The sequence below is a fragment of the Lactiplantibacillus sp. DA1 genome, from assembly GCF_032681335.1.
In the GTDB taxonomy this organism is placed as follows: domain Bacteria; phylum Bacillota; class Bacilli; order Lactobacillales; family Lactobacillaceae; genus Lactiplantibacillus.
On record NZ_JAWHTQ010000002.1, the window covers coordinates 243829 to 268171 of the forward strand.

Annotated in this window: 26 protein-coding genes; 7 read left to right on the plus strand and 19 right to left on the minus strand. The window is 45.7% G+C overall.

What is annotated here, in order from left to right; genetic code table 11:
* Positions 1-154: 154 nt before the first annotated feature.
* From RXV91_RS03740 to RXV91_RS03765, 6 genes are all read right to left on the minus strand, one after another.
* Positions 155-823, minus strand: coding sequence for an HAD hydrolase-like protein (locus RXV91_RS03740; protein WP_316438721.1), 669 nt, complete (start codon positions 821-823; stop codon positions 155-157).
* Entirely contained in the window at positions 816-1424 is a 609-nt protein-coding gene (locus RXV91_RS03745; RefSeq protein WP_063722596.1) for a sugar O-acetyltransferase, read from the minus strand. The genes RXV91_RS03740 and RXV91_RS03745 overlap by 8 nt, the downstream gene beginning before the upstream one ends.
* A 70-nt stretch (positions 1425-1494) precedes the next feature.
* Positions 1495-2208 (minus strand): MurR/RpiR family transcriptional regulator, encoded by a 714-nt coding sequence (locus RXV91_RS03750; protein ID WP_013355586.1) that lies wholly within the window; start codon positions 2206-2208, stop codon positions 1495-1497.
* A gap of 331 nt (positions 2209-2539) precedes the next feature.
* The gene (locus RXV91_RS03755; RefSeq protein ID WP_316438722.1) at positions 2540-3394 is read right to left on the minus strand and encodes an alpha/beta hydrolase; all 855 of its coding nucleotides are present in this window, start codon (positions 3392-3394) and stop codon (positions 2540-2542) included.
* 138 nt (positions 3395-3532) lie between these two features.
* Positions 3533-4174 (minus strand): NAD(P)H-binding protein, encoded by a 642-nt coding sequence (locus RXV91_RS03760; RefSeq protein ID WP_316438723.1) that lies wholly within the window; start codon positions 4172-4174, stop codon positions 3533-3535.
* 2 nt (positions 4175-4176) lie between these two features.
* A complete protein-coding gene (locus tag RXV91_RS03765; protein WP_316438724.1) occupies positions 4177-4611 on the minus strand; it encodes a DUF2255 family protein in 435 nt (144 codons plus the stop codon).
* A 216-nt stretch (positions 4612-4827) separates the two neighbouring features.
* Between RXV91_RS03765 and RXV91_RS03770 the strand changes: the two genes are divergently transcribed.
* Entirely contained in the window at positions 4828-5718 is an 891-nt protein-coding gene (locus RXV91_RS03770; RefSeq protein WP_316438725.1) for a LysR family transcriptional regulator, read from the plus strand.
* 163 nt (positions 5719-5881) lie between these two features.
* Complete coding sequence (locus RXV91_RS03775) at positions 5882-6826, plus strand: NADP-dependent oxidoreductase (protein WP_316438726.1); 945 nt, start codon at positions 5882-5884, stop codon at positions 6824-6826.
* Positions 6827-7090: 264 nt separating this feature from the next.
* Here RXV91_RS03775 and RXV91_RS03780 read toward each other — a convergent pair whose 3' ends face one another.
* From RXV91_RS03780 to RXV91_RS03810, 7 genes are all read right to left on the minus strand, one after another.
* Positions 7091-7948: an alpha/beta hydrolase gene (locus RXV91_RS03780; protein ID WP_316438727.1), complete on the minus strand. Its 858-nt coding sequence runs from the start codon at positions 7946-7948 to the stop codon at positions 7091-7093.
* Positions 7949-8127: 179 nt separating this feature from the next.
* Positions 8128-9534 (minus strand): FAD-dependent oxidoreductase, encoded by a 1407-nt coding sequence (locus RXV91_RS03785; RefSeq protein ID WP_316438728.1) that lies wholly within the window; start codon positions 9532-9534, stop codon positions 8128-8130.
* Between the two features lie 154 nt (positions 9535-9688).
* Positions 9689-10294 (minus strand): response regulator transcription factor, encoded by a 606-nt coding sequence (locus RXV91_RS03790; RefSeq protein ID WP_316438729.1) that lies wholly within the window; start codon positions 10292-10294, stop codon positions 9689-9691.
* A gap of 6 nt (positions 10295-10300) precedes the next feature.
* Entirely contained in the window at positions 10301-11413 is a 1113-nt protein-coding gene (locus tag RXV91_RS03795) for a sensor histidine kinase (protein WP_316438958.1), read from the minus strand.
* A complete protein-coding gene (locus RXV91_RS03800) occupies positions 11391-12161 on the minus strand; it encodes an ABC transporter permease (protein ID WP_316438730.1) in 771 nt (256 codons plus the stop codon). The genes RXV91_RS03795 and RXV91_RS03800 overlap by 23 nt, the downstream gene beginning before the upstream one ends.
* Positions 12158-13045 carry an ABC transporter ATP-binding protein gene (locus tag RXV91_RS03805; protein WP_316438731.1) on the minus strand — a complete coding sequence of 296 codons (888 nt, stop codon included), beginning with the start codon at positions 13043-13045 and terminating at the stop codon, positions 12158-12160. Before RXV91_RS03805 ends, RXV91_RS03800 begins: the two co-directional genes overlap by 4 nt.
* A gap of 206 nt (positions 13046-13251) precedes the next feature.
* On the minus strand, positions 13252-13401 hold the full coding sequence (locus RXV91_RS03810) for a hypothetical protein (protein ID WP_316438732.1): 150 nt from the start codon (positions 13399-13401) through the stop codon (positions 13252-13254).
* Between the two features lie 275 nt (positions 13402-13676).
* Here RXV91_RS03810 and RXV91_RS03815 point away from each other — a divergent pair, with 275 nt between their 5' ends.
* The 5 genes from RXV91_RS03815 (at position 13677) to RXV91_RS03835 (ending at position 17418) form a co-directional block, all read left to right on the plus strand.
* The gene (locus RXV91_RS03815; protein WP_316438733.1) at positions 13677-14144 is read left to right on the plus strand and encodes a GNAT family N-acetyltransferase; all 468 of its coding nucleotides are present in this window, start codon (positions 13677-13679) and stop codon (positions 14142-14144) included.
* A 58-nt stretch (positions 14145-14202) separates the two neighbouring features.
* Positions 14203-14640 (plus strand): MarR family transcriptional regulator, encoded by a 438-nt coding sequence (locus RXV91_RS03820; protein ID WP_316438959.1) that lies wholly within the window; start codon positions 14203-14205, stop codon positions 14638-14640.
* Positions 14637-15305: a DUF6198 family protein gene (locus RXV91_RS03825; protein ID WP_316438734.1), complete on the plus strand. Its 669-nt coding sequence runs from the start codon at positions 14637-14639 to the stop codon at positions 15303-15305. Before RXV91_RS03820 ends, RXV91_RS03825 begins: the two co-directional genes overlap by 4 nt.
* Positions 15306-15591: 286 nt before the next feature.
* Positions 15592-16614 (plus strand): IS30 family transposase, encoded by a 1023-nt coding sequence (locus RXV91_RS03830; RefSeq protein ID WP_316438735.1) that lies wholly within the window; start codon positions 15592-15594, stop codon positions 16612-16614.
* Between the two features lie 60 nt (positions 16615-16674).
* Positions 16675-17418, plus strand: a complete 744-nt coding sequence (locus RXV91_RS03835) for an ABC transporter permease (RefSeq protein ID WP_316438736.1) — start codon at positions 16675-16677, stop codon at positions 17416-17418.
* A gap of 72 nt (positions 17419-17490) precedes the next feature.
* On the opposite strand, the gene RXV91_RS03840 is transcribed toward RXV91_RS03835, so the two are convergent.
* The 6 genes from RXV91_RS03840 to dnaG all read right to left on the minus strand — a co-directional run bounded on the left by RXV91_RS03840 (position 17491) and on the right by dnaG (position 24309).
* Positions 17491-18549: an ABC transporter permease gene (locus tag RXV91_RS03840; protein ID WP_316438737.1), complete on the minus strand. Its 1059-nt coding sequence runs from the start codon at positions 18547-18549 to the stop codon at positions 17491-17493.
* Positions 18546-19616 carry an ABC transporter permease gene (locus RXV91_RS03845; protein ID WP_316438738.1) on the minus strand — a complete coding sequence of 357 codons (1071 nt, stop codon included), beginning with the start codon at positions 19614-19616 and terminating at the stop codon, positions 18546-18548. The genes RXV91_RS03840 and RXV91_RS03845 overlap by 4 nt, the downstream gene beginning before the upstream one ends.
* A gap of 1 nt (position 19617) precedes the next feature.
* Positions 19618-20511, minus strand: a complete 894-nt coding sequence (locus RXV91_RS03850) for an ABC transporter ATP-binding protein (RefSeq protein WP_316438739.1) — start codon at positions 20509-20511, stop codon at positions 19618-19620.
* Positions 20495-20884 (minus strand): GntR family transcriptional regulator, encoded by a 390-nt coding sequence (locus RXV91_RS03855; RefSeq protein WP_316438740.1) that lies wholly within the window; start codon positions 20882-20884, stop codon positions 20495-20497. Before RXV91_RS03855 ends, RXV91_RS03850 begins: the two co-directional genes overlap by 17 nt.
* Before the next feature lie 356 nt (positions 20885-21240).
* Complete coding sequence (gene rpoD / locus RXV91_RS03860) at positions 21241-22347, minus strand: RNA polymerase sigma factor RpoD (protein WP_021730854.1); 1107 nt, start codon at positions 22345-22347, stop codon at positions 21241-21243.
* Positions 22348-22428: 81 nt separating this feature from the next.
* The gene (gene dnaG / locus RXV91_RS03865; protein WP_316438741.1) at positions 22429-24309 is read right to left on the minus strand and encodes a DNA primase; all 1881 of its coding nucleotides are present in this window, start codon (positions 24307-24309) and stop codon (positions 22429-22431) included.
* Positions 24310-24343: the final 34 nt, after the last annotated feature.

A 24343-nucleotide genomic window follows, 5' to 3' on the forward strand; every position in this document is an offset into this window, starting at 1 on the left:
TCACTCCCGTTAACTCGTTTGTCCTAACCATACTATGGTATGGCGAATTGGGCAAGACCCGGCAAGCATTTTCTCACCATATAACTCCATACCGACCCCATCTAGCATACGCCGTGTCATAACTTTATCTGTTGACACTAAGAAGCTTGTTTTTTCACCGTGGTTTGTGGCTCATTGGCCGCACCAATCCATGACCAAGTCGCCGTTGCAAGTAGGCCCACAACTGCTCGACCGAAGTAAACACGATCTGATCGCCGGCTTCAACAATTGGCTGATTAGGATCCCACGCCGCCGTCAAACATTGCACCCCGGCCGTATCAGCTGCTTCAAAATCTGAGCGAGTATCGCCAACGTACAAGAGTTCCGCGGCGTCTAACGACTTAGTGCGCATCAATTGTCGCAGATTGTCAGCTTTATTAGGTTGATACTCAGAACCATACAACCGCGTGGGGAAATAGGACGTCAGGCCAGTCACGTCCAAGGAAATTTGACAACTCTTAGCCGCCTTACCCGTAATCAAAGCTAGCGCCACCCCTTGCTGCTGCAACAGTTCTAAAAGTGTGACGATTCCCGGATACGGTGCTGACACCCGTAAATGTGCGCGAGCGTATTCTTGATAAAAGGCGGCCAAAGCGACCGGCCACCGTTGACCAGCCACTGCTTTGACCATCCCAACCTCATTTAGCCCAAACGTCTGGACGATAGCTTGCTTGGTCAGTTCGTGCTCAACGTACGGTGCAACGCTACGACGAAAGACGTCAATCACCATTGGAATCGTCGGCACGAGCGTGCCGTCAAAGTCAAAGGCGATCATCTTAAGCATGCGGTTCACCTTGATTAATCTGCCGAATCACACGACAAGGATTGCCTACCGCCAACGAATTAGCTGGAATGTCTTTGACGACCACACTACCGGCACCAATCACGGATTCCCGACCAATTGTCACGCCGGGAATAATAATCACGCCACCGCCAATCCAACAGCCATCCTCGATTGTGACTGGCCGCGCTAACGTCTGGCAAAAATACTGATCACTATCTGGCTGCCAGTCCGCACGTAAACGTTCATGCAGTTCGACCGGATGGGTAGCCGTATAAATTTGAACATTTGAGGCAATCAAGACATTATTGCCAATGGTAATCCGATTACAGTCGATCAAGGTACAGTTCATATTGATTGAAACATTCTGACCAATCGAAATATTACATTCGTAGTCACAAATAAATGGGCTCCCCACCGAAACATTCGATCCAATCTTGGCAAACATAGCCTGCAATATCGTACGTTTCTCACTTTTTTGGTCATAGGCGAGCTGGTTATACTGGCTTAAAAGTTGCCGTGTACGCCGTTTTAGCTCTAAAAATACTGGTGCGTGTGCATCATAGGTCTGACCGCTCAAACTCCGCTGTCGTTCATCCATCATTAAGCACCCCTTTCACTTCCAAGCTTAAAAAACGAATCGTTACTATTCAAGTCACGATTCGTTTCTTTAGTTATAGTCGTTTCGCTAAGGTCTCAATCACATAGACCACGGGGACCTGGGTCGTTATATTATAATTACCATTAATTCTCTGGTGAGCCAATTGATATGAAAAATTCCAATCGGAAAGCTTCGCTAGCGTGGATTGGGACTGGTTAGTAATGCTTAAGACTGCGCACCGGCGTTGTTGAAAATGCTGAACAAGTGCAATTAATTCTGGGGTTTCGCCACTCTCAGATAACGCAAAAACGACCGTATCGTGAATCTCAAAAGTATTCACTGGATAATTACTATCCTCAAGTCCAAACGCAACCTTACCAGCGTTGGTAAAACAGCGCGCGGCATAGCGGGCCAAACTGCCTGAGGAACCAATGCCGACAAAAATAACCAGCGTGGCTCGACGCAAATACGTGAGCGCTGGCATCAACTTACGTTCATACGCGCTAGAATTAGTTTTTGCAAAAAAGTGTGCTAGCTCACTGACGTCGCTCTTGGGCTCGTAGGTGGACAACTGTTGTTGTTCACTTTTAAGAGCCCGTTTAAAATCACGATAACCTTCGAACCCATTTTTAAGACAAAAACGCAAAATCGTCGAGGTCGACACGTGCAACTCGTGAGCTAACTCACGAATGCTCATGTAGCCGACCCTATCCATATTATTAATAACGTACCTGTAAATTTCCACATCAGTTTCATTATATTTTTCGAGCTGCTCATAACTAAACATCCGCCACTACCCCCCACTCCAATAATCCGTTGCTTGGTCACCATAATGACCTGGTTTGTTCGACCCTCATTAGTCATACAATCGATTGGACGCGTAACTACTATCAATAGCCTACTATAATCAGCCACTCTGATCGCGCTAGCAAACGACCAACACCGTTACCAGTAATCAGTCTTTATCTATTTAAGCGCGAATACCCCGTCATTACAAGTTGGTAGCAACCTAAAAACTAGGCTAATCACTGACAAACGTCAGCTGACTACCCCAGTTTCTTTAGCGTCAATTTTAAAAATGCGAACTCGCCAGTGCCTGTCCATCAGGCTGCCCCACTTTAATGTGTGGGCCATAAAAAATCAATCAGTAACCGGTCGACCTGCGCATTTTCATGCAACTGGCTGTGTTGCGCATGTTTCCCAGTAATCTTAACCTCGCGATAAGAACGCGCACGCGCCGCAACTAAGTACCGTAAAGAGCGTGATGAAGCGTTACTGACGGACCCATCCGAATGCGTCCCATCGCCCTTATCGCCATAAATATTAAGGACTCGTACTTGCTGACGTGGATAAACCCGCCGCAATCCTAATAACTGGCGGTAGGCCGGTCGCAATTTATTCGGTCGTCCCGCAGCATTCAACGTCATCTGGTTAGGGCTGTCGTCCATGCCTAAAATACCATTGAAATGTCCAGCAATTGCGACTTGTCGCCTGAGCTGCGGCAACCGCTCATTTTGCGCATTCGCCAATAGATAATAGGTAATCGCCATATTACCCATGGAATGACCAACCATGTTAAACGACGTGATGCCATAAGTTCGTTGGAGCGCCACCACCACATTTTTTGCCCAGCGGCCCACGGTTGGATAATCTGAAGACCGGTTATTAGCAAAGTTCACTTCGACAATTGGTCGATAATCACCTGATCTAAAGTGGCCTTTCAAAGCCACCGTCCCGTTTTTAGCAACCATCGCGCGTACAATAGTTTGTGTTTTGCCGGCTTTAACGATAGCATCTGCCATGTGCGTCTCAGCATGGTAACTACTGCCCCACCCATGGAAAAACAGTGTCGGAATGTAGCGATGCCCCTGAGTCGTAACCGGTTTAGTCACCCCGGTCGTCTCTGCACGACCACAACCAACTAATAATAACAGCAGGCTTGCCATCAGCCCCCATAAGCGTATTCTTTTCAATAACTTCCCCCTGAATTCTATTTAATCATCTATTCACTGTTAGTTCGTCATTTGAATTTGCGCCACCCCGCATCGGAAGGCGTTGTCGTCTGAGCGTTAACGCCTATTTTAGCATTCAATCAAGGCTCATGACAGGAATTACAACCAACTAGGCCGGTCACCCGCCGTACCAGGTTTATCGACCCCTAAACTGACACGCTGATAATTTTCAGGATGCGCCATTAATTTAAAGACTAAATCGGCAACACTTGCTCGTGATACCTCAGTTCCTTTAAAAGGTTCTGCGCCAGTCGTCAATTCATAATCAATTTCGGCAACATCCGTTAGCCAGGCTGGTCGGATCTCCGTATAAACCAGTTTGGAAGCACTAAGCAACCTCACTGCTTCTCGAAAACCGGGTAGGAAATCGGCAATGGCTTGTTCGTTCCACGCGCCAAATTTTCCTGGCACCTCATGATGGGCGCCAAGTGCGCTAATGAAGATCAACCGTTGCCGCTGAGTTCGGGCCATTGCGGCCAAAATACTCTTCGTCTGGGCTGCTAGATCAGTCCCACCAACATTGGAATAGACGATGTCCACCGGTGCCATTGCTGTGGCGAGTTCATCCGTATCAAGCACGTTGCCATCAATCAGCGTGACCCGTGGTTGCTCCCGATACTGGGCTAAACGTTCCGCTCGACGTAAGAACAATACCAGTTCATCGTCAGTTTCTGCTAATAACCGTTGCGTCAGCTTCTTGGCAATCCCACCATTAGCACCAATAATCATTATTTTAGTCATTTCTATTCACCTTTCTTAGATATTCGTGGCATCACTTGGACCGTCGCCTGCCGCGGTCCGCTTGCTAGCATCGGCATTAAATACGGACTACCGGCATATTTTTGTCGATAAGCTTGGTCAATCTGGTTATTTAACTGTTCATCACAAATGGGCACAAAATTCACCAGATGATTGCTCTCGGCCAAGTGAATCCGGCCAGCCCTTTGGGTTACGGCCGATCGATACCAGCGTGAGCGCGGACCGTTCCAAGCACGAATAAATAGTTGCTGCCCTATCACGACCGACCAAATCCAGGTCGGTGTCCCGTATGTCTGCCCATCACTGTAAAATGGGGAGACTTGAAAATCATCCGCCGTGCTAAAAGCGGCTAACTGTGCTCTGGACCACTGCATCGTGGTTACAGTGGTTGACACTACGGGCTGATTACTTTTGTTCATCGTTAACATTCCTCCATTCTGGCAAAAATAGTGGTGCTTAATTCAGAGCACTTCGGTTAAATGGTGCCCTGCCTTGATGCTTGACACGTTATTCTCTGAATAACCAACTATTCTGCACTAACCTCAAGTTTCATCTTAAAGCTTGACAGCAATCATGTCGAATGCTTATATGGTATTTAAAATTATACTTAATTGTAATAGAAAGAAGTGCTTTAGATGGAATTACGAGTTCTACGTTATTTTCAAGCAGTGGTCGCCGAGTTAAATATCAGTCGGGCTGCTGAACGCTTACACGTCTCGCAGCCAACAATTTCACGACAATTAAAGGATTTAGAGGATGAACTGGGCGTGACCCTATTTGAACGCAATGGCCGTCATATCAGTCTCACGAGTAGTGGCGAATACTTTGCCACGCAGGCGAACCAAATCATCGCCTTAGCCGATAAGACGCTTGCCAACATTAATACAGCCAAAGAAATCAGTGGCACGATTGAATTAGGGAGTGCCGAGATGCGCAGTTTTTTGACGATTGCTCAGTCGGTTAAGAAACTACAACAACAGTATCCGAAAATCAGGATCAATGTGACGAGTAGTAATGCGAATCAGATTCGAACCAACCTCAAAACCGGGAACTTTGACTTTGGAATCGTCACGGAACCAACTGACAAACACGACTTAAACTTTATCCATCTACCCGGAGAAAGTCGCTGGGGATTACTGGTTCCGCGGCATTCGCCGCTAGCTGACCATGATTACATTAGCTTAGCTGATCTTGAAGGCCAAAAGATCATTGTTTCTGCACAACACGGTACGATCAATCAACTTCAGGATTGGTATGGTGAAAGCACGCCCAAATTCACCATCGTCGCCACTTATAATTTACTCTATAATGCCTCGTTACTAGTTTCTGCGGGCGTCGGGTACGCGTTGGGGATTGATGGCATCATCAATACGAACCAATCCGATTTGATTTTCATCCCACTAACACCTCGAATAACCGCCCGCACTAGCCTAGTCTGGACTAAGGGACAACGCCTGTCGGAAGCCGCCAAAACCTTTTTAACGCAACTGGCGACAGACCTGCAGCAACAAATACCTACTGACTGACAGTATCGACTCAGCTCTCACCAATCACCACAACACACTGCCCAATTGATGGCTGCTGAAGACGACGCGCATCTAATTCACGCTAATTCGAACTAAATAATTGAATTGAGCACAACTAAAATGCTAAGCTAAGTTATTCAGTTTCAGGGAGGAATTATTTAAAATGAAAGCAGTCATTATTAATCAGTACGGTGGGCCCGAAGAACTCCAGATGGCCACTATCGAACGTCCCAGCATTGATCAGGACGAGGTCTTAGTCGCCGTTCAGGCAACGAGTATCAACCCCATCGATTGGAAAGCTCGTCAAGGGTTGCTTAAAAGCATGTTTGACTGGCAAATGCCAGTTGTCCTTGGTTGGGATGTCGCTGGGACCATTGTTGAGGCTGGCGCGGCCGTGACCAGCTTTAAGGTTGGCGATGAAGTCTTTGCCCGTCCAGACATTTATGCCGACGGCCGCCGTGGGACTTACGCTGAATATGCCGCAGTCAAAGAAGACAAATTAGCGCTAAAACCAGCCAGTCTTTCTTTTGAACAAGCCGCCGCTTTGCCGTTAGCGGGGCTAACTGCTTACCAAGTCATTCATGACCAATTAAAGATTCAAGCTGGCGAGAAAGTCTTAATTCAAGCCGGTGCCGGCGGGGTTGGGTTAAACGCCATCCAGATTGCTAAGTACCTCGGTGCCGAAGTTGCAACCACTGCGAGCGCCAACCACCATGCGCTGTTGAAGCAAATCGGCGCTGACCACGTCATTGATTACCACACGACGGCTATTCAAGATGTCCTTACAGACTACGATGCCGTCTTTGATACCGTTGACGCCATTGATGAGGGCTTGGCAATCTTAAAGCCAACTGGCCGACTCGTGACGATTGACGGGCAACCAACGTCGGCTCAAAAATCACAAGGTCCCACCGTCTCCAGCTGGTGGTTACAACCCAACGGCCGTGAGTTAGCCATCTTGGGGCAGCTCGTCGTTGAAGGACACTTACAAGTCATCATCGACCAAGTCTTTCCGTTTAGTACGGCTGGTCTCCAATCCGCCCACCGGTATAGCGAAAACAGTCATAGTGCTGGTAAGCTCATCATCAACGTCGGCACTGAAGCTTAATACGGTATCGGCTCCAGCCTCAGCCAATTGACCAATCGCCACATTGACTGTCAAACGACGCGTTAAAGTCTTAAAAAGGGCGCTTCAAGAATCCACCATGAATTCTTGGAGCGCCCTTTTTAACACGCATCGTCTCGGGCTCGTTCCGGTAATCATTACGCTAACGTCCACCGCTGGTCAACGCTGCCACAACAGCACCATGCGCCGATTCTGAACGTCTTTTTGATTATCTAGGTTCGCCGATAAAGTGGCCATCGTTGTCCCTTAATGACTCGATCGTCCCCACAAGAATTTAATCAAGGCTCGATCGACTTGTGGATTGTCATGTAACCGACTATGACGCGCTTGTTGTCCTGTAAAGCGCCGTTCCGTATACGACCGTGCTCGCGACGCGACTAAATACTTTAACGATAATGACGATACGTTCGGGACAGTACCATCAGTATGACCACCAATATCACCGTACAGGTTCAATACTTGCACACGCCGCGGTAACGTCTGCCGCAAACCGGTCATCCGCCGATATGTTGCATTCATCCGGTTGGGCTTACCATCGGCCGCTAATTTGAGATTGGCTGGTTGGCGGACACTAGTTGGCACCCGCTTAAAGTTCAAACCCGCAAAGTGGCCAGCAATATCAACCTGTTTTTGTAACTTGGGCAACCGGGACTGATTACTATTTTGTAAAGAATAGTAAATCAACGAAATATTGCCTAACGAGTGGCCAACCATATTGAATTTCCGAATGTGGTACCGCCGTTGCAATGCAATCACCACATTTTTAGCCCACTGTCCATGACGTTTAAAATTCAATTGGCGATTATCCGCATAATTCACTTCCACAATGGGATTAATGGCACCATGCTGCCAAGTACCCACTAATTTGACGCGCCCCGTCTTACTGACCATCGCCCGAATAACGCTAGTTGTCACCCCTGCATTTTCAGCCGCTTGTACCATATGTTCCTCAGCGTGATAACTACTACCGCCACCGTGGAAAAATAACGTGGGCGTATTTGACCGTATATACTTCATGCGACGTTGTTGGGCCATACATCCACTGAGCCCCAGTACTAACAAAACCACTAGCAACCCCGACAGCCATTTCACTTTTACTTGCATGTCCTGATCCCCACCTTTGATTGGAACCTATTATACAGGGTTCCTGTCAGCGTAAGTCAAGCTTTTTCAACAATTATGGGATGGCGAACAGCGTTTTCATCATTGGGATGTCATAAAAACAGACTTGGGCAATGACCCCAAGTCTGTGATTTAATGCGCCTGTGCTGCTTTACGTTAGGTCAATGCTTATCACTACTATTCGACCAGTTACCACGAGCTGTAATTCGTGGTGTTTGATTGCCTCGCTGATATTCTTGTTTGACGGCTAGTTGCCCCACCAAATTTAAATAGTTGAACGGTTGATTAAAATTCGGCTGAAAGAACATATCCACGTAAGCCAAATCATCGATCGTATTCTGATTTTGAATCATTACTGAGATCGTGTTGGCAGCTTGGGCAATGTCGTGACGACTCCAGAATTGCGCGCCGAGAAGCTGACGATTCTGATAATTATAAACTAATTCAATCGTGACTTTGGCCGTCGTCGGCATATAAGCTGGCCGCCAATTGCCTTGATAGACGGCGCGTCGTACTGGTAGTTCTCGTCTTTGCGCTGCCACATAGGTTAAGCCAGTCGTGGCCATCGTGTGATCAAATAATTGCATGGCTGAGGTGGCTTGCGTTCCCATGTACGGCTGTAAATCTCCGAAAACATTAATCCCCGCTAAAGCCCCTTGGCGCAATGCGTTAGTGGCCAGCGGGGCATACACCGGCTGACCCGTTGGATTATAATTGACCACACAAGCATCCCCAGCCGCATAAATATCCGGGTCAGAGGTTTGAACATAATCATTGATCAAGATGGCACCGTGGCGGTCCATAGCGACCTGCCCGCGTAACAATTCCGTATTCGGCATAAAGCCAGCACAAACGACTGCCAAGTCAACCTCGTAATCACCCTGCGCGGTTTCAACGACCAACTGTTCGTTCGAACCGCTCGTGAATCCAGTCACCCGTTCATTGAGGTGAACATCGACCTGGTGATATTGCAAGAGTTTAGTTGTAGCATCCGCCATTTGGGGATCAAGATAATTATTCAAAATATGTGAATGCGAATGAAATAACATGACTTGTTGGTCCATGCTAGCATAGCTTTCCGCTAACTCGGTCCCCATATATCCGGCCCCAACAATTGCAACGCGTTGGTTGGCTTGTAGAGACTGGTAAAGTTGTTCAGCCTGCTCGTAGTTTTTGCAAAGTAATACTTTCTCATGATCGATACCCATAATTGGTGGCACAATAACTGATGAACCAGTTGCCATAATCAACTTATCATAAGTATCATCAAAGACTTCGCCAGTCTGCATATTGGCGACCTGCACCGTTTTATGGCTCGCATCAATTCGTAAAACATTATGGCGGGTTTTAACTTGGGCGCCTAACTGCTTCAAATCAGCCGGCGAGGTGTAAAACATGTCTTCTAGGTGTTGGATAACACCCGTTAAGTATAAATAAATCCCACTCGAAACAAACGAAACATTATCATTCCGCTCGTAAATCGTCACCGCCGTCTCAGGATGACGCGTCAAAATTGCACGTGCCGCTGCTGTACCTGCATGGGTACTACCAACGATAATTATTTTCATCTTACCGGGTCTTCCATTCTTCAAGATTTGCCACGTAATTAGTAATAGGGTTCAACATTAATCACTATTTAATTATTATATCGCGCACCAAATCATTTGTATATGTGTTGGTTCTCATATATCTGGTTTAACTTTCATTTATATACTGCTAGTTTCACAACCATTGATTAGCTTTTGCCACTCGAATCGCCTCTAACCGATTGTGAACCCCCAATTTACTAAAAATAGCTGACAAATAATTACGGGTTGTCCCCGCCGATAAGTATAAATTAGCGGCAATCGTCTTGGTTGGGAGTCCTTTTTCAGCTTCCACCAAAACCGTTAATTCCCGTTCAGTTAATGGATTGTTATCCGCTGACAACATATTCGTCACCAGCTCGGGGGTATAGATGGTGCGACCGGTCATCACAGCCCGAATCGCTTCGATTAGATCATCACTTGGACTATCTTTTAACAAATATCCCGCGACATTGGCTTTAACTGCTCGTTCAAAATAACGGCGTTGCGCAAAGGTCGTCAAAACAATTACTTTCGTGGCTAGCTGCGAACTGGCCAATCGATCAGCAACATCCAAACCAGTCATCCCCGGCATTTCGATATCAAGAATTGCGACATCTGGTTGCAATGTTTGCAACTGCTGCCATGCTGTTATTCCATCTGCTGCGCTGCCCACCACGTGTAGGTCATCTTCTAATTCTAATAGCTGGGTCAAGGCAGAATTCAGCATACTTTGGTCTTCTGCTAAGTATAAAGTTATCATGCTGGCTCACGGCTCCTTTGGTAAAGTTAAGATTAACTGGGTACCACGCCGACTACTCGTGATAGCAAAAGTGCCCTGTTTAGCTTGCAAGCGTGTTCGCATCCCGGCAATTCCGTTGGCACCCTGACGAATCAATGCCCCGCCCTTACCGTCATCTTGCAGCTTAATCTGATAAAATTTTGCCGTCTCGACAAAATCAATCCGCACCTCGTGCGCGTGTGCGTGGCGCATCACATTGGTCATGGCTTCAACTAACACCGCCGCAAAACAGCTTTGGACCGTTGTCGGCCACTGGGTTGCTTGTGTCTCACCAGTTGTCGTCGTCCAGACACCGGCCGCTGCTAGATTACGAGTTTGAACCAACAGGACTTCTGTGAGCGATTGTTCATGTAAATTATTGACGATTTCGCGAACTAACTGTAAATTTTGACGACTGGTTTGTTCGATTTCGTCCAATTCTGGTGCCACTTTCTCCGGTGCTTTGACGAGCAATTTTTTAGCTAATTCCGTTTTGAGTGTAATCATTGAAAAGCTCTGTCCAAGGGTATCGTGCAAGTCACGCGCGATTCGTTCACGTTCGTTACGTTCAACAATTGTCTTTAATCGGCGGTTAGTTTGGTTGAGTTGGCGCTGTCGTTCAACTGACCGCGAAAAGGTATACGCGAGTATGGGTGATAACAACGGAAAAACTAAGCCCATCACGTCACCATTATGCCACCCAAACACGCCAGGATACTGCAAATAGTCACGTATACAGCCACCAATTAAAAAGGCATAATACCCCAAAGCAAAACCATAAAATTCTCGTTTAGGACGGCGACCAAGTAAAAAACTTACTTGCCAGCCGGGAAAGATGATCATAAAATTGTTAGCCGCAAATACTGCAAACAGTCCCGTCACAACTAACTCCGCTGGCATCGTCACTGTACGCCAGTGTGGCTTCTCAACAACCAAGATGTACAATACAAGAAAAACACCAACTAGCATTAGCCAAAACCAATCATGCCAAGATTTAACTGGTATGTAAGCCGCAATTGTGTACGGCAAATAGGCGAGCCACACGTAGCTCGTCCATTCGATCGTCTTCAATTTATTTTTATGATGCGTCAACAACGCCATTCCCCCGTTTAAGTCCCCGCTGAATTTTCCAACTAACAATCACCAGCAGGCCGCACACCCACAGCCCGATACCAAGCAAATCGATTAATTTTAGTGTACCATGGGTGCTCCAGTTGACCAACAAATCGTTCACATAATATGTTGGCAGTCGTTTGCCAACCATCCGCAACCATTCCGGTAACATGCTGATGGGCCACCATAAGCCACTAATAATAGCCATTGGAAAGGTAATTAAATTACTGGCAACACTTAACGTTTCAGCACGATTCAAGAAAGATAGCCCCACACCCATAAGTAGCGTCGGCAATTGACCGATCAAGGCAATTCCAAGTATCCCTAGCCATTGGAACACCGCTAAATCAACATGGTTAACGGCGACCGCAAGCGTGCCTAAAATAACGACTGCTAGTGCATTCATCCCTAAACTCACAATACCAATCGAACGATAGTATGGTACCACCCCGTGTGGCATTAATTGTAGCCAGCGTAATAGTCCCCGCTCCCGGTCATGCATCAGAATCTGGGCAATGCTGAACAGCCCACTGATCGTCCCACTATAAACAATCATACTGCCCATGTATGACCGATTAAAAAGTGCGACTTGGGCCGTTGTGCCACCAGTAACCATTAATTTTGTAAATAACAAGTAAAAAGCTGCTGGCATCACCAAGGCAAAGAACTGAAACGCTGCGTTGCGCATAATCAAACGCCGTGCATCGAAGCTTAGTTGTGCCATTAAAATTTTCATGCTGAGACCCCCTTCGTCAGATGAACAAAAATATCCGTCAATGATTCACGACTAATTGAGACTTGATGCAACTCACTGATTATTGGCACCATCGCTTGCAGCGTAGCGTCACCGTCTTCACTACTCATGCGTAGTTCGTCACCTTGCTTAGTAACCGCAGTTACTGCCGTTAAGTTTGTAAACCGGTCCGCTGGCAATGTCGTTTGGCAACGAATCTCTACCTGTTGATATTGCTTTTGCAACGCGGCAAATGAGCCTTGAAAAGCAAACTGTCCGTCCTTCAACAACATAATTCGATCGGCGATAGCTTCAATCTCCGGTAGGTAATGACTAGTAATGATAATGGTTTTACCAGCGGCCTTTAAGCGCCTAATCTGTTGCCAAAATGTCTGTTGCGCATTGGTATCCATGCCAACGGTCGGCTCGTCTAAAAATAATAAATCAGGATCACCTACCAGCGCTAAAGCAAAGGTGACTCGACGCAACTGTCCTCCGGATAATGCTGTCAAACGTTGTTGGGCTAAATCTTGTAATTCCAATTTGGCTAATAATACATGCCAATCAAATTCTGGCAGCCGTTGAGCCGTAGCTAACATTAGCATGTCACGAACCGTCACGCCCTGAATTGACATATCGCCCTGCAGCATCGACCCGATCTTTAATCGCGCCATCAGACTACCGGCCGCTTGCCCAAACACCTTGAGATGGCCCCGTTGAACCTGATTGACTCCTAATAATAGATTCAGCAACGTTGTTTTGCCGGCCCCATTTTCACCAATCAGACCAATAATCTCGCCCGGTACGATCGTCATATTAATATCAGTCAAAACTGATTGTTGACCATAACTAAATGCAACCTTAGTTGCTTCAATCAACGGTGTCATTATAACCGCCCCCCCCTTTAATGACTATAGTGTACGTCAGCGCATTCGGGTCGAGTAGTCGCGTTTGTCATGACTATCAGGTGACAAATGTCATTATTCCAGCAGTATTGATAAGTCAGCATACCACTTTAGATTAGAAACCAGACAAAAAATGAACTTCTGGATCTAGACCAAAAGTTCATTTGAATCACAATCAGTGTCGCTGATCACCGTGCTTTCAATGCCCAATGCGCTAATTGTGAAACCGCAATGATTCCAATGACACCAACAATACGCAAACTCAATGACAATGTGCGACCATAAAATAGCCGGGCAGCCAACACCAGTAATTCACCGCCAAAAATTAGAAATTTCATTCCAACACATCCAATCCACTTTTCGCTAGTATACGAGCCAGCCAATACAATGTCGATTAATTTGCCGTCACTAGCTGAGTATAGTCGCTAATTAACCGGTACTTCACTTCGTTTAGTTGCTAATCGCCTACATGTGTGCGCCCTAATCCGACCTCTTACAGTTGGAAAACGACTAGTCCATTCAAAGGTTATTCCAAATGTTAAATTACTTTTGCCGCTGACACTAGCCCCTATGTTAAACTTAACCAATCACAACGAAATAAGGAGGTCGACCATTGTTAATTAAGCCTTTACAACCTGCCGAGCGAACACCGCAATTGATTAGCCGATTAACTCGGCTTTGGCGACAGTCCGTCGACGCCAGCCACCACTTTCTAACGCCTACTGAAATCACAACCATTGAGCACGAAGTCCCCACAGCATTACGAACCGTTCCACAACTGCTCATTGCAGTGGATGACCAAAATACCCCAACTGGTTTCATCGGTATTGATGGTTCACTAGTAGCCATGCTTTTTATCACCCCAACCGCTAGTGGGACTGGTATTGGAACCGCCTTACTGCAAACTAGTATTCAGGATTATGGTGCCACAACGCTTACGGTGAATGATCAAAACTCGCGGGCGCGTCAATTTTATGAACACCGTGGTTTCCAAGTCACTAATCGCCAACCAACTGATGATCAGGGCCGTCCATATCCACTATTAACTATGACTTACAACTGTGACCCATTAAACGACTGACTTGACAAGGTCGTTTTTTTTATAAATAATGGACTTGTCCACTATTTATAAAAAAGGAGTGCTGACTATCGAGTATTTTAGTCTAACTAAATATATTGCGGGTATTTACCGCGAATCCAAAAACAGCATCAACACCCAACTACAGGCGCTGAACATTCGGGCGACCGAAAGTGACCTATTACTGGTTGTTTACGATCACCCGGCCCAAACTCAAAAGGACTTGGCTGCCAGTCTGATGCTCGATCCTAGTTTATTAGCTCGAACTGTTCGTCAACTTGAGCAACGCCAACTCGTCATCCGGTTTCGTGATCCTGCCGATCAGCGTAGTCTACGAATTAGCTTGACACCGGACGGTGAACAAATCGCTATCGCCATTAAGAAAACGTTGATTGACTGGTGGCATGACTTCTTCGCTGCTCATCCAGAAGTCAACGAGCAAGTGTTTACGAACCAATTACAACAAGTTTACCTAGCCTTACAAGAGAAAAGAGATTGAAATCGTCATTGAAAAAATTCATTAAACACTTTGGAGTCCTCGTAATTGGCATCCTGTGCATGTCAGCTGGCGTCGCACTCTCTAAATTATCCTTATTAGGAACGTCCCCAATTTCAAGTATTCCGAATGTCATTAGCAATATTACGGCAATTCCAATTGGCCAGTTGACAATTGCTTTTATTTTCATTTTAGTTCTACTAGAAGCCATCGTTTTGCGCCAGCAGTTCTCCTGGCAAAATTTATTACAATTAATTCCGGGTAGCCTGTTCGGTTGGTTCATCGATGCTTTTGTGCGGTTTTTCCATAGTCTCCCTAATCAGACATACATCGAGCAACTCGGACTTGTCTTAATGGGAACGGTGCTCTTATCGTTAGGTGTCTTTTTAGAAGTCAATTCACACGCCATTATCATGCCTGGTGAAGGACTTCCGAACGCCATCGCACTGATGCATCAACTCAAGTTTGCCAAAGTCAAAGTTTATAATGATTTCATTCTGATTGGCATTTCACTAGTCCTGGCACTTAGCTTTACTCATTCTTTAGCGGGGGTTCGGGAAGGTACCCTCATTGCAGCCTTTTTAACTGGGCGACTCGTAAATTTCTTTACCGAACATGCAAATCGATTTGTTGATTGGATGACACCATCCGCTGACGCGAACAACTAATTTCCAGAATCATCAAAGAAAAACACGGTCACTGGCTAGTGATCGTGTTTTTTGGCTTGTATTCATGCCAGTTCGTTAGTCTGCCAGTGCCCGAATTTTTTCAGCCACTAATGCAGGTGAACATCGGTGACTGGCAAACCACTCGAATGACCGCCTAACTTGGTACAATTATTTATTGAATATTTTGCCCGGATTTAAAATCTAAGTGCAACACCTAAAAAACTGGACCAAAAAGGCTACGAAGACCTATTCTTAAATCACCACGAACTAAGAAAGAGATGTCTTCATGACCCATAACCAGAATACCATTACTTTTCACTACCAACAACTTCAACCTTACGAACGTGGCCTGATTATGGCCCGGCAATCTGACGGCTGGTCTTGCCGGCGGATTGCGCGCGAACTACATCGCAACCCTAGTACCATCAGTCGTGAACTGAAACGTGGGACAATCCGGCAAATCGGTGCTAACCATAAGCCTTTTGTGGCCTACTTTGCTGATACCGCCCAAGTCGTTTATGATAACCACCGAACAGCTTGCCACGCGGTCAGTTGGTTACTAAAGGCTCCTGAATTCTTCCGCCAGTTGGTGATTGAATTACGCCGTAAACCGCGTGTCCACAGTATCGACTCTTTTGTCCACTGGTTTAAGATGCACCGGTCCAAATTACCGTGTCCTTCGACACCCACGGTTTACCGTTACATTGACGAAGGCCGGTTAGAACTGACTAATAGTGAGCTCCCGATGAAGTTACGCCGACGGATAAAGTCGGCCCATAAGACCCACCAGCGCAGGAATAAGCGCTCTTTAGGCCAGTCCATCGAAGACCGGCCAACCGCTGTGAATGGGCGTATGGAAGTCGGCCATTGGGAAGGCGATTTAGTCAAGGGTAAGCGGGTCGCTAGTGAGCCAGCCATCATGACATTGACCGAGCGAACTAGTCGCTATGAAATCATTGTTAAAATTGCGAATTATCATGCCGAGACTTGTCGCCAAGCGCTTCAAAGCGTTATCGATGACTATGGGTCTGAACACTTTAAAACTGTGACCTTTGATAATGGTTCGGAGTTTGCAAACCTGTCCCAAGTGACTGGTACAACGGTCTATTTCGCCCACCCATACTCACCCTGGGAACGGGGATCTAATGAAAACCAAAACCAGTTGATTCGCGAGTTCGTTCCCAATGGACGGTCGATGCGGTCCTTGACCATCACCAGGATTCAAGCGATTCAAGATGCTTTGAATCAACGGCCACGGCGAATTCTCGGCTATCAATCAGCTAAGGGTGTCCTGCCAGACTTTGATTAACTAGACCGCTGTTTAAGAATAGGTTGTAAGTGTTGCACTTGATTTGACAATTCGGGCACATTGTTACGACAAGAAAATCGAAAATTAATGCACCATCGTGTGATTCAACTGTTTATTCCATTTATAATGATTTTTCAATTCATAATTGCGATATATGCCGCTCACTACCCACAGCTACTAACGCCATATGATGCATTTGTAAACAACGACTACGGCTGTATTCCGATACTATTTTTGGCAATCACAATTGGCAGCACTTATTTAACGAATGAACGGCAAAATGGCACGTTACGAGCGCTACTTTATCGCAGTTATTCGCGGACCCAAGTCTTAGTCAGCAAATGGCTCACGATACTCGGTCTGATGATTGGCTTATCTGGCTTTAGCACCCTCATGAGTCTCGGACTGAAGTTGAGCTTCTTTCGGCGGTTACCTAATTACGGTACAATTTGGCACACTTGGGGTCTGAACATGCTATCAACAGGACTGACCCTATTATTTTTAATGATTGTCGTCTTACTATTGGGCACCCTATTCACCAGCTCAACACCAGCCATTCTGACTGGCATCATTGGGTACTTTACTGTGACCATTTTCAATCAGCTTTGTTTTTATTTATACGCCAAAGTCAGCTGGTTAAAGTGGAATCCGCTCAACATGATCAATCTAGGCGAGCAAATCCAAACACCACAGCTACAACAATTAACCCGACTAAATCTATCCACGCTGACGATTGGTTATATCGCCTATCTACTGTTATTCTTAACGCTTGCCAACTATTCTTTTCAAACCCGTAACGTTTAAAAGCATCCAGCCGGTCAAATATGATTAATGACCGGCTGGATGCTTTATCGATTAATTGTTAATTTCATCATATTAGCGTAACTGGCGCACAACTTGCCAAAAGTAACGACTCCAGCGTGGTTGATAAATCCAAGCGATCAGACCAATTAATGTTGCTGACCAAACTACTGCTACATATGACCAACTCGTCTGTGGTGCCAGCATAACGTCGGTAATCAATTTAGTCAGTATGATGCTCAACCCTATCAGCATTGGTACCCGCAAAGCCGGTAACAAAATCGCTTGGTGGTTACGCTCCGTGGTTTGCTGGGCGCTCAAATACCGGCCAAGTAGCCCGCCCAAGCCCCAGAATAGACATCCAATTACGATACCCAACAACCAGTGTTGATTGAGGAACGCCAACAAATAATTACCAGGTTGACCGAATGACCGTATCAATACAAACCTACTGATTGGTTTAACGACTGCATAGCCGACGAGCATTGCCATCACCAGGTTAGGCGTGACCAATAACACTAATGCAGAAACGGTCATCAAAATCAGTGCAACGAGCGTGGTACTGATTACATTGCCGCCCCAGACCCACCAATTGAATTGCGTGAAATAAGTCCCGGGAACGTTCTGTACCAGCACCAGCAGAACCATTAATTTCGCCAAACTATACGCAATGATCGTCGTTAAACTATAGCTCAAAAACGTCGCACCAAAAATTGCTGCTCGGCGAAAGCCTAAGCTCTGTAACCACTCATTCTGATGCCGGTAACGTGGACTGGCAATGAGTGCTATGCCCACTAAAATACTGATTCCCCACAGAAAATCATTTGGTTCAATATTACTCCCAACGCGCAAATTCGCCAATAATCCCCGCCGATCAGCATGATAAACTTGTAAATATTGATTCAAGTACTGCTGTTTCGAAGGTGCTACTAAGCCATCTACATCCTGATACTGTTGCCGCTGGTGGTCGTATTTAAGACCTGAAATTAGCATTTCATGATTCTGATCTAGCATTTGCCAGTGTTGATTCATTCTGAAGCCAGTCCACGCCCCCAGTGCCAAAAACAGGACCAATATACCAATAAGAAGTGGTGCATGTTGCCGAATAATCAAGTGCCCCAATTTTTTATTCATCTTACGATTTCCCCCACGTGTCGGTGCTGTCGGCAACTCTGATAGATGAGCATTCCTATCAGAGTCAGCACAATTCCGACCAATTCATACCACGGCATAATTGTTCTCATCAATGGTAAAAGCAAAATATCACCGAGCGTTGACCCTATACTCAAACTAATGAGAACGCTGGCAATAACCCCATTGAATGGCGATTGTTGCCGCAATGTGGTGATATCCGCTGACCATTGACGGCAGGCTACCCAAGTTAATCCTAGCAGCATCAGCAAGCCCACTAATGCCATGATTGCCGCCACGCCGTAGTGAACATGTAACCAAATACTAGGCAACGACTGAATGTGAAACCACCGCAACCACATATTTGTCCGCGTTAACATTCCCGACGCCCAACGCCAGGTCAGAGTGCTGATCAGGATTGCCAACCATAACCGTTGATTAAGGCTCCCCACCAGCCAGCCGAGCATCAGCAAGCACCCGCTGACCATCGTCACTGCCACACTACTGCCCAAAAGAGCGGCCAAATTACGGTAACGCTGATAAACTTGAGGAATCACGACCATAATCCAACCATAATAAATTACCTGGCTCACAAAAACGGTTGCCATTAATACCAATCCGAGTCGCAACTGTTGTCGCCAAATTTGCCAGCGCGTAACACCTAAACCAAGCATAAACTCGTAGCTGTGTGTTCGTCGACCCCAGAAGGCGAACATTAAGCCACTGATAAGTGCCACAACATAATACAAAAGGTTGGGTCGTTGGGCCCGCACTGCCTGATCCGGACTAGTAGAAGTGTATTCGCCGGGCCAAAAATACTGGTCAAGATGTTCATAATAGGCTTGCAAGCTAACCGCTGGATGTCCGACAATTTTATAGTCTTTCGGGTGTTTAATAAAATCCGCAGCGTTGATCCGTTCACCACGTACGCTCCGGGCATGTTCCACCTGCCAAGTATGTGTCACATTAATTGCCATTAATAAGCTCACTAACAGACACGCCGCTGTCACAAGTCGCACCCAAGCCCGATTTTGTTGCCACCATAACCGTCTCAATTTTACAGTTGCCATTCTACACACCACCCCAAACAGCTTGCCGGTCGCCTAATTTAACTCGAAAAACATCTGTAATAGTCAACGGCTGGACAGCCATCATCAATGGTTGAGCTTGTTGAAGCGCAGTCTCAATTGTCGGCGTGTAGTCCGCAAAGTATACTTCCAAGACCCGACCGTAAACTTTAATCAGCTGCCCATATTTTTTCACGACCGCTGGTATATGTTTGTCTGCAAAAACCAGTTGAAATTTGCGGGCCGTCGCTCGTAAGCTTTCTAGATCATAATCTGCAACCAATTCATGATGTTGTAAAACCAAGACTTGATCACATAAGCCATCAAGTTCATCGAGATTGTGCGATGAAATCAAAAAACTGGCACCGCGGTCCGCGACTTCATCAATAATATGGGTGACAATCCGTTCCCGAACTAAGATATCTAAACCGTCAAACGGCTCATCTAAAATAATATAGGCCATATTGCTAGCTAGCGCTAACAAGATTTGAAATAACATTTGTTGACCCTTTGATAATTGTCGATAATAACTTTTGGCTGATAAATGTTCGTCTCTTAATAGTTGTGATAATCGTTGCCGGTCAAAGTTATCGTAGGCCAATGCATAAGTCGTTATAATTTGTTTTAACCGTTGACCACCAAAAAAGTGACGTTGTGTATCAATATAAAATAATTTTTGCCGACAGTATGGTTGCTGCAAAGTCGACTGCCCCTCAATCACTAATTCGCCTTCGTCCGCCAAATAGTGATCAGCCATCGTCCGAAAAAGCGTCGTCTTTCCAACGCCGTTCCGCCCGACCAATCCCACGATTCGACCTGGCTGCCAAGTAAAAGTAATCCCCCTTAATATTTCACGATTATCAATCTGCTTACTTAATGCTTTAACTTGGATACTCATCCCGTGACTCCCCCTTTTGATAAGCCGTGGTCACCCACGCCTGAACTTGCTGCGCACTGATTCCTAAAAATTGTGCTTCCGTTAACAGTGATTGTAAGCGCGTCTGAAGATCATCAACCGCATTCGAATCAGTTGCAATCTGACTCGGTTCACTCACAAACGTCCCCCGACCTTTTATGGTGTACACGGCTCGCTGATGCTCCAAGATTTGATAAGCCTTACTAACCGTGTTCGGATTAAGATGCATTTCTGACGCCATTGCTCGAATTGAAGGCAATTTATCCCCTGGTCGTAAGACTTCCTGAACAATCTGCTGCTTAATCTGCATAACTAACTGTTCGTAATACGGTGCCCCATTAGTTGCAAACGGCATTTTATCACCTCGGTCTTGTGTACTACGTGTATTACTACAACTAGTACACTAACATACTAATTTGAGTTTGACAACTCAACAATCATATTCTCCACACAAAACAATCACGTCAACTGCGGGGTCTAAATCATTACAGCACAAAAAATTACTAAAGAGTGCCATTCTAAGGTCAAAAACAGCCAGCTTAGACCCGCTGGAAAAAATTCGAGTTAGTAAACTTGCTTAGTTAAGTGGCTGTTCATCTTGGCAGATACCGGCAAAAAACTAGAACAGTATGTTTCAACATCCACATAAATAAAAAAGCGTCTGACCAATCAGCCTCTTTAGCTGGTTGGTCAGACGCAATTATTTGGTGATTATTCCAAGAAATCTTTCAATTGTTTACTGCGTGATGGATGGCGCAACTTTCGCAACGCCTTGGCCTCGATTTGCCGAATCCGTTCACGCGTAACACCGAAGACTTTCCCAACTTCTTCTAGTGTCCGGGTCCGACCATCATCAAGTCCGAACCGTAACCGTAAGACGTTTTCTTCCCGATCCGTCAAGGTATCAAGGACACCCTCTAGTTGTTCTTTTAACAGTTCATAAGCTGCCGCATCGGCTGGTGAAGTCGCATCTTGGTCTTCAATGAAGTCACCCAAATGTGAATCATCTTCTTCACCGATTGGTGTTTCCAATGAAACCGGTTCTTGTGCGATTTTCAAGATTTCACGAACCTTTTCCGTTGGCATATCCATCTCGGCCCCAATTTCTTCAGGGGTTGGTTCGCGGCCTAAATCTTGTAACAGTTGCCGTTGAATCCGAATTAACTTGTTAATGGTTTCCACCATATGCACTGGAATCCGAATTGTCCGCGCTTGGTCCGCAATTGCCCGCGTAATCGCTTGGCGAATCCACCAAGTCGCATAGGTTGAGAACTTGAACCCTTTGCGATAATCAAACTTTTCAACGGCCTTCATTAGCCCCATGTTTCCTTCTTGAATCAAATCAAGGAATTGCATTCCCCGACCCACGTAACGCTTGGCAATGGAAACGACCAACCGTAAGTTGGCTTCGGCTAATTCTTGCTTAGCAGATTCATCACCTTGTTCGATTCGAAGCGCTAAAGCCACCTCTTCGTCAGCTGTTAACAGGTCGACTCGACCAATTTCTTTCAAGTACATCCGCACAGGATCATTAATCTTGATTCCAGAAGCCGATCCAGCATCACTAAGTTCCTTTTTAGAAACCTTTTTGACACTCTTGACCGCCCGAGCATCAGGATCACCTTTTTCATCAACAACACTGATCCCTGCATCTTCAACTTTTTGTAGTAATTTATCAATGCCACTAGCATCTAATTTATAAGGCGCTGCTAATTTATCTGATAATTCATCATATTGAATGCTACCAGTTTTCTTATATTCTTTGATTAATGCTTTAACGGCTTTGTCGTATGCCGTCGTTGCTTTTGCCTTTGCCATGTAGTAGCCTCCTATTTAGTGTGCATCTACCAGCTGCTCGATTATGATACCGAGCTACCTTTAAGTATACCATTGTCATGCCTAGTTATCAGCTTGTTGAACCTGTTGCTGCTGCCGATAAAGGTCAATTAGTGCCAACGTCAACTGTTGGACCAAATCATGATTACCGATTTGCTTAGCTGCTGTTAACTCAGCCTTCTTACTATTAATTTGTTCCACCAGCGGCTGTTGATTCATAATCACGTTGACCAGATCCGCAATCTCTTCCTTTGAAGTTTCACTGGCTACGTCCATAAATTCCAAACTGGTGACAACTGGTTGTAAATCAGAATCTGTCATAAAATCCGTAAAATTGCCCAAGTCAAACTGATTATGCGTTTTAAAATAAGCCTCCGCATATACCAAGATTTGCTGATAAGAATCATGAACAAAGTGAAAACCAGCAGTCGCCATTACCCGTAACCAAACGTCATGATCATTCAATAATCGGTATAATAATAGCCGTTCAGCCTTTTCTACCCGGCTCAACGGGCCACTATTAGTGCCACCATCAACCGTTGCTGGTGGTGGCACTAACGGCGCTGGTGCCGGCGGAGGCGTCATTTGCCGATCATCATGATGACTACCACCACGCTGAACAGCCTGCCGACCAACGAGCGATCGTAACTGTTGTTTCAAATCGTCCTTATCAAGATCAAATTCAGCCACTAACTGGTTTAAATATAAATCCTGTTCGACACTCGATGATAGCTGTGCTAATTGTTGCAAAACCGCCTGCAAATAAGTCAATTGATCAGGCGTATTTTGCAAATTCAAATCATGTTTTAAATATTGCATTTCAAAAGCAGTTGGTGTTTGCTTGCCATCTTCAAATACTTGAACGAACTTCGTCTGTCCCTGAGCACGTAAATATTCGTCGGGATCCATTCCATCCGGCATTTGGATCACGCCCAGATTCAGTCGACTGTTGCCACTCAGTAACTTCAGGGCACGATCGGTCGCTTTTTGCCCTGGCATATCGCTATCGTAACAGACATATAGGGTGTCGGTAACGCGCTCAAGCATGTAAATCTGCTCATCAGTCAAGCTCGTTCCCATTGATGCAACCCCGTTCTGAATGCCAGCACGATAGGCCGCAATCACATCCATAAAGCCTTCAAATAGTACCACCGATTTCTGTTGCCGAATGGGGCCACGCGCTAAATCAAAGTTAAAGAGCACCGAACGCTTATTAAACAGCTTCGTCTCCGGACTATTTAAATATTTGGGTTCATTAGGTGATTTTTTTAGAATCCGCCCTGAAAAAGCAATTACTCGCCCACTCGCGTCTTTAATCGGAAACAAGACCCGGTCAATGAAGCGATCACGTAAGTCACCTGCTTGATTTTCAATAAACAGTCCCGACTGCCGTAGTAGTTGGTAGTCTGTCTGATGCTCCTTAAAAAAATCCAATAAAAGCTGATTAGCGGGTGCATATCCGATGCCAAACGTTTTAATCGTTTCATCATCCAGTCCGCGCTCGTGCAAGTATTTGAGCGCCGGTTCACCAAGTTCAGTATTAACTAAAATATGTTGATACATCTTGGCGCTATCCGCGTATAACTTTAACAAATCAGCTTGTTGCTGATCCTTAGGTGCGGTCGGTTGTGACTGAGCCGTATAAGTTGCCGGCAAGTCAATGTGCCCAAAATCGGCTACTTTGACGATTGCTTCTGGAAAAGACAAGTTTTCGAGATCCATAATGAAGCTGAACACATTGCCCCCCCGGCCACAGCTGAAACAGTGAAAAATCTGTTTTTGTTCATTGACCGAAAAAGACGGCGTGCGTTCTTCGTGAAAGGGACACAGGCCAAATAAATTCTTACCAGCCTTCTTCAACTGAACGTATTGTCCAATAAAATCCGCAATATTGACTGCTGAGCGAACTTGCTCAACCTTTTCTTCTGGAATTCGATTGGCCACTTTGCCACCCCATTTCTACTAACTAAAGTCTGAC

Excerpts from the sequence above, each read along its gene's own strand:
- RXV91_RS03745 (WP_063722596.1), bottom strand. The coding sequence starts at position 1,424 with ATGATGGATGAACGACAGCGGAGTTTGAGCGGTCAGACCTATGATGCA.
- RXV91_RS03810 (WP_316438732.1), bottom strand. The coding sequence starts at position 13,401 with ATGAAATTTCTAATTTTTGGCGGTGAATTACTGGTGTTGGCTGCCCGG.
- RXV91_RS03795 (WP_316438958.1), bottom strand. The coding sequence starts at position 11,413 with ATGGCGTTGTTGACGCATCATAAAAATAAATTGAAGACGATCGAATGG.
- RXV91_RS03750 (WP_013355586.1), bottom strand. The coding sequence starts at position 2,208 with ATGTTTAGTTATGAGCAGCTCGAAAAATATAATGAAACTGATGTGGAA.
- RXV91_RS03830 (WP_316438735.1), top strand. The coding sequence starts at position 15,592 with ATGACCCATAACCAGAATACCATTACTTTTCACTACCAACAACTTCAA.
- RXV91_RS03855 (WP_316438740.1), bottom strand. The coding sequence starts at position 20,884 with ATGCCGTTTGCAACTAATGGGGCACCGTATTACGAACAGTTAGTTATG.
- RXV91_RS03800 (WP_316438730.1), bottom strand. The coding sequence starts at position 12,161 with ATGAAAATTTTAATGGCACAACTAAGCTTCGATGCACGGCGTTTGATT.
- RXV91_RS03790 (WP_316438729.1), bottom strand. The coding sequence starts at position 10,294 with ATGATAACTTTATACTTAGCAGAAGACCAAAGTATGCTGAATTCTGCC.
- RXV91_RS03845 (WP_316438738.1), bottom strand. The coding sequence starts at position 19,616 with ATGGCAACTGTAAAATTGAGACGGTTATGGTGGCAACAAAATCGGGCT.
- RXV91_RS03805 (WP_316438731.1), bottom strand. The coding sequence starts at position 13,045 with ATGACACCGTTGATTGAAGCAACTAAGGTTGCATTTAGTTATGGTCAA.
- RXV91_RS03785 (WP_316438728.1), bottom strand. The coding sequence starts at position 9,534 with ATGAAAATAATTATCGTTGGTAGTACCCATGCAGGTACAGCAGCGGCA.
- RXV91_RS03780 (WP_316438727.1), bottom strand. The coding sequence starts at position 7,948 with ATGCAAGTAAAAGTGAAATGGCTGTCGGGGTTGCTAGTGGTTTTGTTA.
- rpoD (WP_021730854.1), bottom strand. The coding sequence starts at position 22,347 with ATGGCAAAGGCAAAAGCAACGACGGCATACGACAAAGCCGTTAAAGCA.
- RXV91_RS03775 (WP_316438726.1), top strand. The coding sequence starts at position 5,882 with ATGAAAGCAGTCATTATTAATCAGTACGGTGGGCCCGAAGAACTCCAG.
- RXV91_RS03840 (WP_316438737.1), bottom strand. The coding sequence starts at position 18,549 with ATGAATAAAAAATTGGGGCACTTGATTATTCGGCAACATGCACCACTT.
- RXV91_RS03850 (WP_316438739.1), bottom strand. The coding sequence starts at position 20,511 with ATGAGTATCCAAGTTAAAGCATTAAGTAAGCAGATTGATAATCGTGAA.
- RXV91_RS03740 (WP_316438721.1), bottom strand. The coding sequence starts at position 823 with ATGCTTAAGATGATCGCCTTTGACTTTGACGGCACGCTCGTGCCGACG.
- RXV91_RS03765 (WP_316438724.1), bottom strand. The coding sequence starts at position 4,611 with ATGAACAAAAGTAATCAGCCCGTAGTGTCAACCACTGTAACCACGATG.
- RXV91_RS03770 (WP_316438725.1), top strand. The coding sequence starts at position 4,828 with ATGGAATTACGAGTTCTACGTTATTTTCAAGCAGTGGTCGCCGAGTTA.
- RXV91_RS03760 (WP_316438723.1), bottom strand. The coding sequence starts at position 4,174 with ATGACTAAAATAATGATTATTGGTGCTAATGGTGGGATTGCCAAGAAG.